This window comes from Hydrogenophaga sp. PBL-H3, from assembly GCF_010104355.1.
GTDB lineage: Bacteria > Pseudomonadota > Gammaproteobacteria > Burkholderiales > Burkholderiaceae_C > Hydrogenophaga.
Genome location: NZ_CP044972.1, coordinates 4,070,409 through 4,085,923 on the forward strand (window position 1 = coordinate 4,070,409; position 15,515 = coordinate 4,085,923).

The following is a 15,515-nucleotide window of genomic DNA, read 5'->3' on the forward strand; positions in this document are numbered from 1 at the left end:
GCTGCTGCGCAGCAAGGCCCTTTGTCTTGATGGGATCAACGAGGTCTCAGAACCCCGCCGCTGGCTCGATCAATCCGAACTGCCTGGGCAACAGACCCGCGAGCGCGTACAGGTGGTATCCGGCTGCCTGCCGCTGCGACTGGCACACAAGCACCGCAAGGTTGCGCCCACTCTCCTCCAGAATGGCATCTGCGAAATCGGGCGCGCTGCGGGTGTTCAAGCGAAAGCCTGTTTCGGCGGTGCGCCGCAGTGAGCGCGCCCTGACCAGACAGGCATGCTCACGGTCGAAATTCAAGACCGCTTGCAGATACGCTTCCCGCGCACTCGCGAAATCGGCCACCGCCTGCGCTCTGGCGCTCTCCAGATTCGACAGCCAGACACCAAAGTCCTCCGGCCCAAAGCTCCCTTCACACGCGGGATCAGATCGCCGCGCGGTCCATGCCTGAGCTCGCTGGCTCAGGCTGAAGTGCACATCGGCATGCGTGGACAAACATGCGCGCGCAAGGCGATCCATTTCATCGGCGAGGACAGGCCCAAGGGTCTCGAAGCCAGTCTCCAGCTGGACGGGAAGCAACCGGGTGAGGTGGGTGAAACGCCGGCCGATCCGGTTCCATTCGCCCACGATCCGGATCACTGTTTCGCGTGCAGCGGTCAGGCGGCTCGTGACCTTGCGGTGATCCATCTGACTGGCATGTCCCAATTCAACCCGGGCCGCCAGCATCTCCAGCACGACTTCCAACTCGCGCTGGGTGGAAATGGCGCTCTGGAGCTGCTGACGCGCGGCATCGAGTTGCAGGCAGGTCTCAAGCACCGTGTGGAGAAGGTGGTTGACGCGGCTCAAAGCCGGCGCGCTGGCGGAGACAGGCTCACGCGACGCGACGCGACCAGGTTCTTCCATGAGCGAGACATGGCGCAGCACCGCTGCCAGTGGCAAAGGTTTGTGGATTTGCCCGCCACCACCCCGGGCAACGGTGTTCTGCGAATCAGCCGTCTGGGGCGACATCGCGTGAGCCTGATGGTCACGCTGGCCGGCTTGGGCGCCGGGCTGCAAGGTCATTGCAAAGCTCTCTGTCATGCTCGCGTCTTCCGGAATGGGTGGAGTGAGCTTCGAGTCTCTGGGCAGGCAATTCGGGCCTCAATAATGCACGGGCAGTATTTTCCCGGCGCGGTTGTTTCGGACTTCACGAACACAACATCCGGGGCAAAGCGCACACCCGCCCGATGGATTTATTTCAATCCAAAGGCTACGATGAGCCACCCTTGCCCAGCCACCCCAGGACAGCCCGACGCCCATGCGAAATCCCTCCTTGATTCCATGGGAACTGCTCCCCGGTCTCGGAGCGGCCTTGGGGCCTGGAGCCGCGTTGCTGCACGCGCCGCTGGCATTCAGGGAGCTGCATCAGTCCGCAGAGTGCCCCGAAAAATGGACGGAGCTGTTGTCGGACCCGTCTCGCCTTGAGCTGCTCGCCCGCCTGAATCGTCAGGAAGACTTTGAAGCCACGCTCCATTTGAGTGAACGATCCAGCGCAGGCGCGTCGTTCCGACCCACATGGTTGACTTGCAAGGGCTACTGGATGCCGGAGTCCGGTCATCACGCCTGCTACTTCGCGGACACCACGGCCATCGAGCTGGCTCGCGTCGAGGCGCAGACGCTGGCCGAGCGCATCCGGCTGATCTTCAAACACCTGCCCGTGATGGTCGCTCACTTCGGCCCGCCTCCTCAGAACCGCTGCGAGTTTGCCAATCAGCGGTTTGCAGAGTTGTTCGGGTTCGACGAGCAGACGATCATCGGGACGCCGGCTCTTGACCTGATTGGCGCGGACCTGCGAGCGGCGGTGGTGCCCTTCCTGCGCCGTGCGCGCGAGGAACACGTGCCAGTCACATTCCCCTGTGAACTCACCTCAGTGGCAGGTGACGCCCTGCGGCTTGAGGTGACGGTCACATCGGCAAGGGGTGTGAATGACGCGGGCACGGACAAAGGTTTCTTTTACCTGATCACCGACATCACGGAGCGGTACAGGGCGGAGTTCGCCCTGCGCGAATCCGAGGACCGTCTGTCCCGTTTCATGAACGCCAGCGAAGAGGGCGTGGTCTTCCACCGCGATGGATTGATCACCGATGCGAACCCGGCTGCCAGCCGGCTGTTTGAAACGCCATTGCACATGCTGCTGGGCCGTTCGGTGCTGGAGCTGATACCCCCCGAGTACCGTGCGCGGGCGGCCTCGGTCATTGCCTCCGGCGCGGACGCCTCCTACGAGAGCGAAGTCTTCAACGTGCACGGCGAGCGCATCCCGGTGGAGATCATCGGGCGCTCCATGATGCGCAACGGCGAACGCCTGCGCATGGCCGTCGTGCGCGACATCCGCGACCGCCGCGAGGCCCAGGCACGCATCCACGAACTCATCGAAGGCCTGCGCTCGGAGAAAGACAAGGCCGAGGCCGCCGACCGCGCCAAATCCGTCTTCCTGGCCGCCGCCAGCCACGACCTGCGCCAGCCCATCCACGCCCTCAGCCTCTTCCTCACCGCCCTGCGCTCCATGTCCCAGGCCAGGAGCGTGCGCACCTCCGACCTCGCCGAGATCTGCCGGCGCATGCAGGCCTCCCTGGACGGCCTGGGCCAACTCCTCAACATGCTCCTGGACGTCTCCCGCCTGGACGCCAACGCCGTGCAGGTCGAGCGCGCACCCACCAGCGCTCAGCGCCTGCTCGAAGACCTCGATCAGGACTTCCACCAGCTCGCCACCGAGAAAGGCCTGCAGCTGCACGTCTGCAGCTCGCGCCTGTGGGTCGACACCGACCCCACCGTGCTGCGCCGCATCCTCGTCAACCTGGTCTCCAACGCCGTGCGCTACACCTCCCGCGGGCGCGTGCTCATCGGCTGCCGCCTGCGCGGCCCCGAGGTCGAGTTCCAGGTCTGGGACAGCGGCATCGGCATCCCCCAGGAACAGCGCGAGGCCATCTTCGAGGAGTTCTTCCAGATCGGCCAGACCCCCGCCGCGCGCCACGAAGCACACGGCCTGGGCCTGGGCCTGTCCATCGTCAAGCGCTCCGCCCTCCTGCTGCACGCCCCCCCTGGACCTGCGCTCCACCCCCGGGCGCGGCTCCATGTTCAGCATCCGCGTGCCTCGCTGCGAGCCTCCCGAGCACACCGACCTGCCCACATCAGAGCCCTCCTTCCAGCCCTCCGGAGACCGCCTGGGCGTGCTCGTCATCGACGATGACGAGCAGGTCCTCGCCGCCATGCGCAGCGTGCTCGGCGTCTGGGGCCACCGCGTCTTCTGCGCCACCTCCCCCGACGAGGCCGTCGTCATGGCCATCTCCCACGCCCCCGACATCGATCTCCTCATCTCCGACTACCGCCTGGGCGGCAACGTCACCGCCGTCGATGCCATCCGCGCCGTGCACGCATGCCTCCCACGCTCCATCCCCACCTACATCCTCACCGGCGATACCTCCCCTCAGCGCATCCAGGAAGCCTCCGAACTCGGCTTCCCCATCCTGCACAAACCCATCGACGCACTCGCCCTGCGCTCCATCCTGGAGACGTGAGGGATGGCGCTCCAGGCCCTCAGTCGATCAGGGCGGCGACCCGATTGCGCAAGCCTTCCGGTGCGACAGTCGAGGCCGCCAGCGGCTCGCCCACCCGAAGCCCCACACGGCTGAAGAACCCGCGACGAAACGGTCGAACCATCGCCACCGCTTCACCGTTGCGCACCTCCACCCGGCTGAAGTACGAGCCCCACAGGTTGCTCAGGCCCAGGGGGATCACGCTGGGCTGCATGCCCTCGCTTGCGGCCAGCTCCAGAATCTTCATCACGCCACCTTTGAAAGCTTGCAGCTGCCCGTCGCGCGTGATGCCACCTTCGGGAAAGATCGCGAGCAGCTCGCCGTCGCGCAACACCGCCACAGCCGCCTCGAACGCGGCATCGTAAGCCTGCGCGTCCTCCTTTTGCGGCGCGATCGGAATCGCCTTGGCCAGCTTGAACAGCCAGCCCAGCAGCGGCACCTTGAAGATGCGGTGGTCCATCAGAAACCGGATCGGGCGCGGGCTGGCGGCCATGAGCAGCACCGCGTCGACAAAGCTCACGTGGTTGCACACCAGCACCGCCGCGCCCTGCGTGGGAATGTGTTCGTCACCCCGCACCTTGAAGCGGTACACCAGCCGCGATGCCACCCAGGCCACGAAACGGATCAGGTATTCAGGCACCAGCATGAAGATGTAGAACGCCACCACCGCGTTGGCCAGGCCCACCAGCAGGAACATCTGCGGGATGGTGAAGCCCACCGAGAGCAAGGCTCCCGCGATGACGGCGCTGGCGATCATGAACAGCGCGTTGAGGATGTTGTTGGCCGCGATGATGCGGGCGCGGTGCGTGGGCTGGCTGCGCATCTGGATCAGCGCGTACATGGGCACGCTGTAGAGGCCCGCAAACAGGCTGAGCAAGGTGAGATCGGCCAGCACGCGCCAGTGGGCCGGCTGGGCGATGAATTCGGCCAGCCCCAGCGAGCTGGCCGGCGGCAGGCCCCTGGAGGCGAGGTAAAGATCGATCGAGAACACGCTCATGCCGATCGCGCCCAGCGGCACCAGGCCGATCTCCACATGCCGCCGCGAGAGCACCTCGCACAACAGCGAACCGGTGCCGATACCAATGGAGAATACGATCAGCAGGAGTGAAGCCACCTGCTCGTTGCCGTGCAGCACCTCCTTGGCAAAGCTGGGGAACTGGCTGAGGAACACCGCGCCGAAGAACCACATCCAGCTGATGCCCAGCACCGAGCGGAACACCACCGTGTTGCCGCGCGCCAGCTGGAGGTTGCGCCAGGTCTCGGTGAACGGGTTCCAGTTGATGGTGAGGCCAGGGTCTGTGGCCGGCGTGGCGGGCACCGCCTGCGCGGTGATGCGGCCGATCAGGGCCAGCGCCACACAGCTGAAGCCCACGTGGTGGGCGCCGATCTCGGGCACCGCGATGATCAGACCACCCGCCAGGTTGCCCAGCAAAATGGCCACAAAGGTGCCCATCTCCACCATACCGTTGCCACCCGTGAGCTCACGCTCGCTCAGGTGGTTGGGCAGGTAGGCGAACTTCACCGGGCCAAACAGCGTGGAGTGCAGCCCCATCAGAAAGGTGCACAGCAACAAGAGCGGAATGTGCGTGGTGAAGAACGCCCAAGCAGCCAGCGCCATGATGCCGATCTCCAGCCGCTTGACGAAGACGATCAGCGTTTTCTTGTCCAGCTTGTCGGCCAGTTGGCCGCTGGTGGCCGAGAACAGCAGAAACGGCAGGATGAACAGCGCACCGATCACCAGCCCGGCCAGCGCCGGCGGCAACCAGCTCACCTGCAACTGGTACGTGACCAGCACGGTGAACGCGAACTTGAAGAGATTGTCGTTGGCCGCCCCGAGGAACTGCGTCCAGAAGAACGGTGCGAATCGGCGCTGACGCAGCAGGGCGAACTGACCACCCTCGGCGGGGTGCGATGGGGACACGGACATGGCTGATTTCTCCTGTCGTTGTGGGTGCGGGTCTCAGCCCATCGCCGCAGGATGGACGGGCGCATTGTCACCGGGCTCCCGCCGCCTCACTGCGGAGAATATCGGCAGCGCGGCGCAGGCCGCCGCCACGTGCTTGAGGCTGTGGCCCGACACCCATTCACCCGTGGCACGGAACACGGCCTCGTCACCGAGCTCCAGCAGCTTGGCCAGGGCATACAACGCTATCAGGCCGGCAAAGAAGACCTGCAATGCATGGCTTGTGGACTGCGCCAATGCACCCCCTGGCAGGCACCAGAAACCGGCAGCACCGGCGAACACCAGCGGCAGGTTGCTCAGCACGTCCAGCGTGTTGGGCACACCCCACCAGCTGCGGGCATCCACGAACGGGTGTCCGTGTGCATGCAATGGCGCATGCCCCTGTGGGTTGAGCGAGAGATCGAGCAGCGAGACCACGGCGGGCCCCAGCAGCCACGCGAACACCCACAACGTGAGCAGACTCCAGGCGACCACGATGAACGCAGTCGCAGGAGCGGAATGGCGGATCGGGGAGACCAGGGAAACAGGCGAAGTCGGGATCATGTGTCGAGCTCCAGATGAACAGCCGCAAACAGGCTGGCGGGAGTGTCTGGCGGCTGGGGCCAAAAGGTCGCGAATTTCGATACAGTGCCAAGATCATTTGCATCAGGTATCGATCGGCAATACCCGACGGGACAACGACCATGAGCACCACCACCGACCTCGTCACCGCCCTCAAGCAGGAACTCAAGGCCGCGCACATGACCTACGCCGATCTGGCGCAGGCCATGGGCATGGCCGAATCGAGTGTGAAGCGCATGCTGGCCAAGGGTGACATGTCGCTGTCCAAGGTGGACGCGATCTGCCGCGCCCTGCGGCTGGACTTCGCCGACCTCGCGCGCCGCGTGACCGACGCGCAACCGCTCTTGCGCGAGATGACACAGGAGCAGGAGCGCGCGGTGGTGGCCGACAAGAAACTGCTGCTGGTGGCCATCTGCGTGCTGAGCCAGTGGACACTGGAGCAGATCACGGCGCAGTACCGCCTGAGCGAGGCCGACTGCGTGAAGTGCCTGGCCCAGCTCGACCGCATCGGCATCATCGAGTTGCGCCCACTCAACCGCTACCGCCTCAAGCTGGCCAAGACCTTCCGCTGGCGCCCGCACGGTCCGGTGATGAACTTCTTCCGCGACCACGCCCTGCTCGACTATTTCCGTGGTGGCTTCGATGGCTCGGGCGAGGGCCTGATGCTGGTGCACGGCTCGGTCAGCCGCACGCTCGCGCCGATGTTCATGGAGCGCCTGCAACGTGTGGCACAAGACTTTGCGCAGCAACACCAGACCGACCAGAAACTGGCCGAGAAGGACCGCGAAGGCTACACCCTGGTGCTGGCCATGCGCAGCTGGGAATTCGAAGCCTTTGGACAACTGCGGCGTTGAGTTGGCCCGGCTGTGCAGCACGGCTGGCATGATGTCGGGCTTTGCTCGACCGCCTGAATGCAGGAAACCATGAATCCGAACGCCTCCGAACCCACCGACGCAGCAGCGCCGGCTCCTGCCGCATCCGACACCGGGAACCGCCCCCCGGCACGCGGCGGGCGCAACCGCCGCGGCCCGGCGCCCCAGCGCGCGCAGCGAGGCGGTGCCAACCCGCCCGCCGGCGCCGCGCCGGCGCGCCACCACCCCATGCTCGACCAGCTGGCCTCGCTGTACCCGGCGCTGTTCGGCGAAGTGTTTCTGCCCATGAAGCGCGGCATCTTCCAGGACCTGCTGGACGCGCACCCCGACACCCTGGACAAGGACGGTCTGAAAGCCGCCCTGGCCCTGCACACGCGCTCCACCCGTTACCTCACCGCGGTGGCCAGCGGCCACCCGCGCTGCGACCTGAGTGGTCAGCCCGTGGAAGACATGGCGCCCGAGCATGTGCACCACGCGCTGGTGGAGGTGTTTCGCCGCCGCCAGGGCCGCGCACCGCAAGACCTGCGGCCCAAGCTGCGCCAGCGCATCGAGCAGGCGTTCGAAGCCTCCGGCCTGGGCGCCGAAGCCTACGCTGCGCTGGTGCAAACGCGCGACGAGGCTGTGAATGCGCTGACCCAGGAGGCGCTGGACGCGGTGGTGGCCCGGGCGGCCAAGGACGCGGCGCTGCTGCGCGCGTTTGAAGCCAGCGGCAAGACGGTTGAGGAGTTCGCCGACATGTACGGCATGGGCGTGGCGGATGCGAACCGCACGCTGGAGCGGGCCCGCGCCCGCGCGGTCAAGTCCGCTTGATTCGCACCGGCCGCATCACGCGGCCGGCATCGTGAACACCGTCAGCACCCCGGTGTAGCCATAGAGCCGGTGGTGCGCGATCTCGCCACCGGCAAAAAACCCCACCAGCGGCACGTCGCCCAGTGCGCGTCGCACCACCTGCAGCTCGGCACTCGGGCTGCCGAAATGCGGGCCACCTCGACCAGCACAGCTCACGTAAATGGCGCCGGCAATGCGCCGCGCCGGATGGGGTGCGGCATCCGCCTCGGCCGCGGTCAGGGCGCTGGCCATCGACAGGCTGAGTTCCTCGGGCTCCAGCTCTTCGCGCACCTCGGAACACACCCGGACCAGATCGGCCCGCGCGGCCTGCACGTTGCGCTCGCAAAACGCCAGGCGCGTGCCCTCGGGCGCCAGGTCGCCAATGGCCACGCCGCGGCGACCCGGGTCCAGGCCGATCAGGTGCCGCACCATCACCTCGGTGCCGAACTGCCCGCGCAGCTGCGGGCCACTGGCCGGTAGCAGGAAGTCGACATCGGGGTGGGGTTGCGTCAGGCCCACCAGCGTGGCGCGCAGGCGCGGCATGGCCAGCTCGGGCTGCTCCAATGAAATGTCGAGTTCGCGCAGCAGCACTTCCAGCGCTGGTTCACCGTCGAGCTCCAGCACGAGGTTGCCGTCCGAGGCTGTGACCGTGCGCTCCCGATCCACCGGCTGTGCCCCCTGCGTCACGCGCGAGACGATGCCCACGTCGGGCCCGAAAGCCACACCGCTCAAGCCGCCATGAAACACGCCGCTGGCGGCACCCTGGCCGCTCAGATTGCCCGCGCTGCCGAGCGAGAACTGCACGCTCGGCCCACGGCTGCCAGCCAGCCCGCCGAACACATAGCCGCCGGTGGTGCGGTCGGCCACTTCGGCGATCAGCTCGTTGAGCTCGGGGGTGCTGCCATCGGCATGCACCAGCGCGGTGTGGGCCACGAAACCGGGAGCGCCTGCCGTGCGGCCACTGGCCGAAAGCGGCGCCACGCCGCTGAACACACGGTACTGGTCAGGGCTCAGGTCGCACAGCATCACGCTGAGCGCGGGTTCGTCGAAATACTCCACGTTGTTGGCCGACACGCCCACCCCCACCGTGCCCGCCCAGTCGGTCACCTCAGGCAGTTCCGCGCTCAGGTGCTCCAGGATGGCCTGGGCCTCGGAGGCGTAGTGATCGGTGATGTAAAGCAGCGCCAGTGAAGGCGCCTTGGCGAAGTCGGGCAGGGCCATCTGGCCACGCAGCTGCGCCAGCACCAGAGCCGCAGCCATGCGCCATTGCGGATGGGTGGCGTGGGCGTAGGGAAAGAGCTTCATCGGGAGTTGACCCAGCAACGGCGTTGTGGTTCAGCGTCGGCGGGCGGACTTGGCCGCCGCAGTCTTGCGGGCAGCCGGATTCGGGGCGGCCGCATTGCGGGCTCCGCCCTTTTTGGCCGCAGCCTTGGGCTTGGCCTGCGTTGCAGCCGCCGGCTGCAACGCGGCAAATCCCGGAAAGAACGCCGTGGGCATCGGCCAGTCACCCGCCGCCATGGGCTGCGCCGATGGCACTCGCGCCAGGGCCTTGGCCGCGGGGGCACGGGTCGGAGCCTTCCTTGCCGCAGCCCGGGGTGCGACCTTCTTCGCTGGCGCGGTGACTGCCCGGGCCGCTGCGCGACCCATGCCGGCGGCGGTGCCTACGTTGCGCGCCACCGTGCCACCGATGCTGCGCGCAGCCTTGCCGGCCATGCCGGTCGCCACCTTCACGGCCTGGTCGGTCAGGCCCGAGGCCACCTGGCGCGTGGTGTCCAGCGCGGTCTGTTTGGCCACGTCTTTCATCGCGTTGCTGGCGATCTGCTGGAACTGCTGCGAGATCGCACCCCACCACTGCATCGGGTCCACCACCCCGCCCGCGGCAGGCGCCGCCGCGGGGGCCGTCTTGCGGGCCTTGCTCCGGGGTGTCGGTTCGGGCGCTGCTTCGGGTTCGGGCTCCTCGTCGGGTTCGGCCGCTGGCGCCTGGCCGTAAGTGCGCGCAGGGATCTCGAGCCCGGCGAACTGCGCTGGTGCGGCAGCCGGCGCCGCCCCGGTGAAACTGGCCAGCGTGTCGGCAGCCTTGATCTTGAGCGCATTGGCCACGTCGCCCATGCTGAAGTTCATGCTCTTGAGGGTGGACAGCGTCATCTTCTGCACTTCGAGGGCCTGGATGGTGGCACCCAGCGCCTTGGAGTTCTGGTCGAGCCAGAAGTGCACCGCCTTGAGCTCCTCGATGCGTTTTTCCAGGTCTTCCACGTTGAAGGTTGGCGCCACCCAGTGGCCGAGGTTGGGCATTTGCGGGATGTTTTGTCCGATGCCCTGCGCCACTCCCCCGGCGGCCTGGCCCGCGAGGTTTTGCAGGAACTCGAAGCCGGGCACGAACTTGCCAAAACCACTGCTGGGCGCGTCGCTCATGGGTGTCTCCTGTGGGGGGGTCAGGGGCGACTGCCGTGCTGCCGGGTCTCAGCCGTCCACGCCGTAGCGGGGGGCTCGACGTTCACGCAAGGATGCCACACCTTCGCGCACGTCGGGCCCGGCAAAACCCATGAATTCCAGCGCCAGCGAGGTGTCGAACGCCGGGCCCGCCTGGCGCAGCCAGTTGTTGAGCGAGTACTTGGTCCAGCGGATGGCGGTCTGGCTGCCACTGGCCAGACGGTCGGCCACTTCGAACGCCTTGTCGAGCAGTTGCTCGTCGTCCACCGCAAGCGACACCAGTCCGATGCGCTCGGCCTCTTCGCCGCTGATGGGGTCGCACAACATCAGGTAGTACTTGGCCTTGGCCAGGCCACACAGCAGCGGCCAGACGATGGCCGCGTGGTCACCAGCGGCCACGCCCAGGCGGGTGTGGCCGTCGACGATCTTGGCGGTCTTCGCGGCGATCGAGATGTCGGCCAGCAAGCCGACCACCAGCCCCGCGCCCACGGCCGGGCCGTGCATGGCGCTGACGATGGGCTTGTCGCAATTGATCACGTTGTAGACCAGGTCGCGTGCTTCTTTCCACACCCGCGTGCGCACCTCGAAATCGGTCGCCATGTCCTGCACCAGCGCCAGATCGCCGCCGCCCGAAAAACCCAGGCCACTGCCACGCAGCACGGCGCAACGCACGCTGTCGTCGCGCCCCACGTCGCGCCAGATTTCGCTCAGCTCCCAGTGGCCTTCGTGGCCGGCGGTGGGCAGCTTGCCGTTGCCGCCCGGGCCGTCGGCTCGCATCTGGATGTCGAGCACCGACGGCACCCCACCCACCGCAGGGCCTCGGCGGGTGATGGCCAGGGTCTGGTAGCGGCTGTAATCCACGGTGGTCATCAGGGTCTCCTCAAGAAATCGGGTTGTGAATCAGGCGCTCGCCGCGGCGCGCCCGGACCTGGCGATTGTGATTGACGTGCGTCAAGGCGCAGCACGCCCACAAGGTGCAAGATGGCGGCGTTCTCCGGGTCGACACACGATCCGGTTCTCTTGCCGAGGAGCCCCGCATGACAGCCCGCATTTCAGACACCTTCGCCATCCAACTCCAGCAGATGCGCACCGATGTGCTGGCGCAGTTGCGCGCCCAGCAAGGCGGCACCACGAGCCGTTCCGAGTCGGCCGCCGAAGCACTGGGCAACGCCAGCGACGACCAGTCCCAGGCCAACACCGAACGAGAGCTGTCTTTTGCACTGGAAGAGCGGGAGTCCGCCGAGTTGATCGCGATCGACGCCGCCCTCAAGCGCATCGCCGACGGCAGCTTCGGCCTGTGCGTCGATTGCGGCGTGTCCATTCCCGCCGCGCGGCTGCACGCCAACCCCACGGCCATGCGCTGCATCGACTGCCAGACCAAAACCGAAGCTTGATCGACGCTGCTGTCGGTATGCTGGGGGCATGAACGACCAAGCCACCACCCTGTCCACCCGCAGCCTGTTTCACTTCGCGTTCCACGTGACCGACCTCCATGAGGCGCGCCGCTTCTACGGCGGTGTGCTTGGCTGCGCCGAGGGGCGCAGCACCGAGACATGGGTCGACTTCGATTTTTTCAGCCACCAGATCTCGCTGCACCTGGGCGAGCCGTTCAAGACATCACGCACCGGCCGTGTGGGTGAGCATCTGGTGCCCATGCCGCACTTCGGTCTGGTCTTGTTGCTGCCCGAGTGGCAGGCGCTGGCCACGCGATTGCAGGCGGCGGGGATGGAGTTCGTGCTGCCGCCGCAGGTGCGCTTTGCAGGGCAGCCGGGCGAGCAGTGGACGATGTTCTTTTGCGACCCGTTCGGCAACCCGATCGAGGTCAAGGGGTTTGCTTCGCTGGCGCAGGTGTACGCCAGCTAGGCACTCCCGTTCGGGCTGAGCCTGTCGAAGCCTTCTTGCGACAGTTCGCGCGAGCCCTTCGACAAGCTCAGGGCGAACGGGGTGTACCTCAAGCCTGCAATGGGGCGATCTTCTGGTCAATGGCACCGAAGATGCTCTGACCATCCTTGCCCTTCATCTCGATGCGGATGGTGTCGCCGAACTTCATGAAGGCGGTCGAGGGCTGGCCATCCAGGATGGTTTCGATCGCGCGCTTCTCGGCGATGCAGCTGTAGCCCTTGGGCCACTCCTTGCGGCCGTCCACTTCCACGCTCTTGTTGCTCACCGTGCCGCTGCCCACGATGGAGCCGGCGCGCACGTTGCGCGTCTTGGCGATGTGGGCGATCAGCTGGCCGAAATGAAAGGTCATCTCGGGACCGGCCTCGCACATCCCGACCTTGCGGCCGTTCCAGGTGCTTTGCAGCGTGAGGTGCACACGGCCGCCCTGCCAGGCGTCGCCCAGCTCATCGGGCGTGATCGCCACCGGGCTGAACGCGGTGGCCGGCTTGCTCTGGAAAAAGCCGAAGCCCTTGGCCAGCTCGGCCGGGATCAGGTTGCGCAGCGACACATCGTTGGCCAGCATCAGCAGGCGGATGCCGTCCAGCGCCTGCTCGGGTGTGGCGCTCATGGGCACGTCACCGGTCACCACCGCGATCTCGGCTTCAAAGTCGATGCCGAAGTCTTCGCTGGGCACCACCACGTCGTCGCACGGTCCGATGAAGTCGTCGCTGCCGCCCTGGTACATCAGCGGGTCGGCGTAGAACGACTGCGGCACCTCGCTGCTGCGCGCCGCGCGCACCAGCTCCACGTGGTTGATGTAGGCCGAGCCGTCGGCCCACTGGTAGGCGCGCGGCAGCGGCGCCATGCACATCGCCGGGTCAAACGGAAACGCGTGACGCGCCTTGCCCTGGTTGAGCGTGACGTAGAGGTCGTGCAACTGCGGACCGATGAAGTTCCAGTCGTCCAGCGCCTGCTGCAGTTTGTGCGCGATGCCGGTCGCATAATGCGCCGTGCTCAGGTCGCGCGAGACCACAACAAGCTGTCCGTCGCGCGAGCCGTCCTTGTAGGTGGCGAGTTTCATGAGAGTCTCCTGGTGGTTACGCGGGTGGTTCCGCCGGTGATTACGATTAGTGAAATCGATTAACCTATTCGTAAGGACAGGATTCTAGGCGATGCCCCGGGAACGCGGATACCTGGCTTCAATCGGACACACATCTCGTTGAACCTGTCTGCCCGCCCTTCGTCCTACCTGTTCAACCCAGTTCCATGCCCACCGCCCAACGCAACACCCTTATCACCCCAGTCGTCACGGATGCGGACGAGGACGAGCCGCAGCGCGCGGGCATCCAGTCGGTGGAGGTGGGCTTCGAGCTGCTGAACGCCTTGTCGGAAGCGCCGGGCGCGCTGATGCTGCGCGACCTGGCCGCGGCCGCCGGCATGAGTGCGGCCAAAGCGCACCGCTACCTGGTGAGCTTCCAGCGCATGGGGCTGGTGGTGCAAGACCCCGTGAGCACCCGCTACGACCTCGGCCCCGCCGCGCTGCGCCTGGGCCTGGCCAGCCTCTCGCGCATCGACGCGGTGAAGCTGGCGCGCGAACGCATGGACGCGCTGATCACCCAGACCGGCCACACCCTGGCCATCGCGGTGTGGGGCAACCAGGGGCCGACCATGGTGCACTGGATCGAAGCGCCGCAAACCGTGCCGGTCACGCTGCGCCTGGGCGATGTGATGCCACTGCTCACCTCGGCCACCGGGCGGTGCTTTGCCGCCTTCATGGGTACCGAGGGGCGCGACGCACAGCGCATTGGCCCCATGGTGCGCGACGAACTGGCCCGCCTGAAGAAGCTGCCGCGTAGCGGCCTGCCACTGGTGGACGTGCCACACACGCTGGCGGAGGTACAAGCCCTGCTGGACGAGACGCGCCAGCACGGGCTGGCCCGTGTGGTGCACAGCCTGCTGCCCGGCGTGGGCGGTTTCTGTGCGCCGGTGTTCGACGCCCAAGGCCGCCTGGCGCTGGGCCTGGTGGTGCTGGGTTCGGTCGCCACGCTGGACACCGAGTGGTCGGGCGCGCCCGCCCGCGCCGTGCTGGAGAGCGCACGCCAGCTGAGCGCCGATCTCGGTCACCGCCCGCCCCCACTCAGCCCATGAGCCTGGTGCGCACGCCCGCAGCCGCACCGCGCTGGCCGACGTTGCTGGCGCTGGTTGCCGGTGTGCTGGGTGTGCACTTCGCGCTGCTGCTGGGCGAGCTGCCCGGCTTCAGCACCAGCGCGCGACCAACGGCCACCATGCCGGCCCCCGCGGCGGCGCTGCAGGCCCGCAGCAATGGCATGGGGATACCCGACCCCGCGCCATCTGTGGCGGTGGCGCGCGTGAGCACCGTGCGGTGGATCGTGCCGGCCGAGGCATCGGTGCCGCAGGCAGTGCAGGCAGCGCCCACCGCTGCCGCGCGCGCAGCGTCCAAGCCCCGGCCAGTGCCCCCCACACCCTCACCAGCGCCAGTGGTGGAACAAGTGCAAGCTGGCGCCGTTGCACCGGCAGCGGTCGCAATGGCCCCGCCGGAGGTCACCGAGGCCCCTCCCGCCGAGCCGGCGCCCGTGGAGCAGTTCGCCCTGGCCGAACCCGGCGCGGACGACACCGCGCGCACGCCGGCACCGTCCGAAGATGACGAAGCCAACACCGCGCCCGACGAAGAACGGCTGGCGGCCGCCGCCCTCAGGAAGCGTGCACCAGCGAGCGCTGCCGCTCGGCCCCTGCCCCCGGCGCAACCACCCGGTAGCACCCAGCTCGACTACGACGTCACCGGCCGCATCAAGGGCATCGCCTACAGCGCACAGGGCCGACTCGAGTGGCGGACTGGCGATGGCCGCTACGACGCCCGCATGGAAATGAAGGTGTTCCTGCTGGGCAGCCGGGTCCAGACAAGCACCGGCCGGGTGGGCCCCGCCGGCTTGATGCCCGAGCGTTTCGCCGACCGCAGCCGCAGCGAAAAGGCGGCCCATTTCGACGCCGCGAACCAGCGCATCCGCTTCAGCAACAACGCACCCGACGCCGAGTTGCGGCCCGGCGCGCAAGACCGCCTGAGCCTGTTCTTGCAGATCGCCAGCCTGCTGCAGGCGCGCCCGCAGGCCTACGCCAGCGGTCAGACCATCGAGATGCAGGTGGCCGGCACGGGTGATGCCGACATCTGGCGGTTTGAAGTGGGCGACGAGGTCCGGCTCTCGCTGCCTGCCGGCGAGGTCCGTGCGCGCCTGCTCAAGCGCCTGCCGCGCAAGGAATTCGACAGCACGGTGGAGATGTGGCTGGCGCCCGACCTGCAGCATCTGCCGGTGCGCCTGCGCGTGACCCAGTCCAACGGCGACGTGGCCGACCAGCAACTCAGCCGTCTGCCCTAGGAACAGAGCCGGGTTTGTGCC

The 15,515-nt window shown here is 67.2% G+C and carries 15 protein-coding genes; 8 read left to right on the plus strand and 7 right to left on the minus strand.

Annotated features, from left to right (window positions below):
- Positions 1-46 precede the first annotated feature (46 nt).
- Positions 47-1,057, minus strand: coding sequence for a hypothetical protein (locus F9Z44_RS19035; protein WP_159608263.1), 1,011 nt, complete (start codon positions 1,055-1,057; stop codon positions 47-49).
- 517 nt (positions 1,058-1,574) lie between these two features.
- Between F9Z44_RS19035 and F9Z44_RS19040 the strand changes: the two genes are divergently transcribed.
- Together F9Z44_RS19040 and F9Z44_RS19045 are read left to right on the plus strand one after the other, a co-directional pair.
- Entirely contained in the window at positions 1,575-3,221 is a 1,647-nt protein-coding gene (locus tag F9Z44_RS19040; protein ID WP_162147758.1) for a sensor histidine kinase, read from the plus strand.
- Complete coding sequence (locus tag F9Z44_RS19045; protein WP_159608265.1) at positions 3,202-3,549, plus strand: response regulator; 348 nt, start codon at positions 3,202-3,204, stop codon at positions 3,547-3,549. Before F9Z44_RS19040 ends, F9Z44_RS19045 begins: the two co-directional genes overlap by 20 nt.
- A 19-nt stretch (positions 3,550-3,568) precedes the next feature.
- Here F9Z44_RS19045 and F9Z44_RS19050 read toward each other — a convergent pair whose 3' ends face one another.
- Together F9Z44_RS19050 and F9Z44_RS19055 are read right to left on the minus strand one after the other, a co-directional pair.
- Positions 3,569-5,494, minus strand: coding sequence for an MFS transporter (locus F9Z44_RS19050; RefSeq protein ID WP_159608266.1), 1,926 nt, complete (start codon positions 5,492-5,494; stop codon positions 3,569-3,571).
- A gap of 33 nt (positions 5,495-5,527) precedes the next feature.
- Positions 5,528-6,073, minus strand: a complete 546-nt coding sequence (locus F9Z44_RS19055; RefSeq protein WP_159608267.1) for a hypothetical protein — start codon at positions 6,071-6,073, stop codon at positions 5,528-5,530.
- Between the two features lie 140 nt (positions 6,074-6,213).
- Between F9Z44_RS19055 and F9Z44_RS19060 the strand changes: the two genes are divergently transcribed.
- Together F9Z44_RS19060 and F9Z44_RS19065 are read left to right on the plus strand one after the other, a co-directional pair.
- The gene (locus tag F9Z44_RS19060; protein ID WP_159608268.1) at positions 6,214-6,945 is read left to right on the plus strand and encodes a helix-turn-helix domain-containing protein; all 732 of its coding nucleotides are present in this window, start codon (positions 6,214-6,216) and stop codon (positions 6,943-6,945) included.
- A 69-nt stretch (positions 6,946-7,014) separates the two neighbouring features.
- Positions 7,015-7,773: a ProQ/FINO family protein gene (locus tag F9Z44_RS19065; RefSeq protein ID WP_236574191.1), complete on the plus strand. Its 759-nt coding sequence runs from the start codon at positions 7,015-7,017 to the stop codon at positions 7,771-7,773.
- Positions 7,774-7,788: 15 nt separating this feature from the next.
- Here F9Z44_RS19065 and F9Z44_RS19070 read toward each other — a convergent pair whose 3' ends face one another.
- Genes F9Z44_RS19070 through F9Z44_RS19080 form a run of 3 tightly spaced genes read right to left on the minus strand, consistent with a single transcriptional unit; the run spans position 7,789 to position 11,082 of the window.
- Positions 7,789-9,096, minus strand: coding sequence for an FIST signal transduction protein (locus F9Z44_RS19070; RefSeq protein ID WP_159608270.1), 1,308 nt, complete (start codon positions 9,094-9,096; stop codon positions 7,789-7,791).
- Positions 9,097-9,126: 30 nt separating this feature from the next.
- The gene (locus tag F9Z44_RS19075; protein WP_159608271.1) at positions 9,127-10,203 is read right to left on the minus strand and encodes a PhaM family polyhydroxyalkanoate granule multifunctional regulatory protein; all 1,077 of its coding nucleotides are present in this window, start codon (positions 10,201-10,203) and stop codon (positions 9,127-9,129) included.
- Between the two features lie 48 nt (positions 10,204-10,251).
- Positions 10,252-11,082 (minus strand): enoyl-CoA hydratase/isomerase family protein, encoded by an 831-nt coding sequence (locus F9Z44_RS19080; RefSeq protein ID WP_159608812.1) that lies wholly within the window; start codon positions 11,080-11,082, stop codon positions 10,252-10,254.
- Positions 11,083-11,258: 176 nt separating this feature from the next.
- Here F9Z44_RS19080 and F9Z44_RS19085 point away from each other — a divergent pair, with 176 nt between their 5' ends.
- Entirely contained in the window at positions 11,259-11,615 is a 357-nt protein-coding gene (locus F9Z44_RS19085; RefSeq protein ID WP_159608272.1) for a TraR/DksA family transcriptional regulator, read from the plus strand.
- A gap of 28 nt (positions 11,616-11,643) precedes the next feature.
- A complete protein-coding gene (locus F9Z44_RS19090) occupies positions 11,644-12,084 on the plus strand; it encodes a VOC family protein (RefSeq protein ID WP_159608273.1) in 441 nt (146 codons plus the stop codon).
- An 88-nt stretch (positions 12,085-12,172) separates the two neighbouring features.
- On the opposite strand, the gene F9Z44_RS19095 is transcribed toward F9Z44_RS19090, so the two are convergent.
- Positions 12,173-13,183 carry a fumarylacetoacetate hydrolase family protein gene (locus F9Z44_RS19095; RefSeq protein ID WP_159608274.1) on the minus strand — a complete coding sequence of 337 codons (1,011 nt, stop codon included), beginning with the start codon at positions 13,181-13,183 and terminating at the stop codon, positions 12,173-12,175.
- Between the two features lie 185 nt (positions 13,184-13,368).
- Here F9Z44_RS19095 and F9Z44_RS19100 point away from each other — a divergent pair, with 185 nt between their 5' ends.
- Together F9Z44_RS19100 and F9Z44_RS19105 are read left to right on the plus strand one after the other, a co-directional pair.
- Positions 13,369-14,250: an IclR family transcriptional regulator gene (locus F9Z44_RS19100; protein WP_159608275.1), complete on the plus strand. Its 882-nt coding sequence runs from the start codon at positions 13,369-13,371 to the stop codon at positions 14,248-14,250.
- Positions 14,247-15,494 carry a DUF3108 domain-containing protein gene (locus F9Z44_RS19105; protein WP_159608276.1) on the plus strand — a complete coding sequence of 416 codons (1,248 nt, stop codon included), beginning with the start codon at positions 14,247-14,249 and terminating at the stop codon, positions 15,492-15,494. The genes F9Z44_RS19100 and F9Z44_RS19105 overlap by 4 nt, the downstream gene beginning before the upstream one ends.
- Positions 15,495-15,515: the final 21 nt, after the last annotated feature.

Coding starts and splice junctions, on each gene's coding strand:
- F9Z44_RS19055 (WP_159608267.1), bottom strand. CDS start 6,073: ATGATCCCGACTTCGCCTGTTTCCCTGGTCTCCCCGATCCGCCATTCC.
- F9Z44_RS19040 (WP_162147758.1), top strand. CDS start 1,575: ATGCCGGAGTCCGGTCATCACGCCTGCTACTTCGCGGACACCACGGCC.
- F9Z44_RS19065 (WP_236574191.1), top strand. CDS start 7,015: ATGAATCCGAACGCCTCCGAACCCACCGACGCAGCAGCGCCGGCTCCT.
- F9Z44_RS19085 (WP_159608272.1), top strand. CDS start 11,259: ATGACAGCCCGCATTTCAGACACCTTCGCCATCCAACTCCAGCAGATG.
- F9Z44_RS19105 (WP_159608276.1), top strand. CDS start 14,247: ATGAGCCTGGTGCGCACGCCCGCAGCCGCACCGCGCTGGCCGACGTTG.
- F9Z44_RS19090 (WP_159608273.1), top strand. CDS start 11,644: ATGAACGACCAAGCCACCACCCTGTCCACCCGCAGCCTGTTTCACTTC.
- F9Z44_RS19035 (WP_159608263.1), bottom strand. CDS start 1,057: ATGACCTTGCAGCCCGGCGCCCAAGCCGGCCAGCGTGACCATCAGGCT.
- F9Z44_RS19075 (WP_159608271.1), bottom strand. CDS start 10,203: ATGAGCGACGCGCCCAGCAGTGGTTTTGGCAAGTTCGTGCCCGGCTTC.
- F9Z44_RS19060 (WP_159608268.1), top strand. CDS start 6,214: ATGAGCACCACCACCGACCTCGTCACCGCCCTCAAGCAGGAACTCAAG.
- F9Z44_RS19050 (WP_159608266.1), bottom strand. CDS start 5,494: ATGTCCGTGTCCCCATCGCACCCCGCCGAGGGTGGTCAGTTCGCCCTG.
- F9Z44_RS19095 (WP_159608274.1), bottom strand. CDS start 13,183: ATGAAACTCGCCACCTACAAGGACGGCTCGCGCGACGGACAGCTTGTT.
- F9Z44_RS19070 (WP_159608270.1), bottom strand. CDS start 9,096: ATGAAGCTCTTTCCCTACGCCCACGCCACCCATCCGCAATGGCGCATG.
- F9Z44_RS19100 (WP_159608275.1), top strand. CDS start 13,369: ATGCCCACCGCCCAACGCAACACCCTTATCACCCCAGTCGTCACGGAT.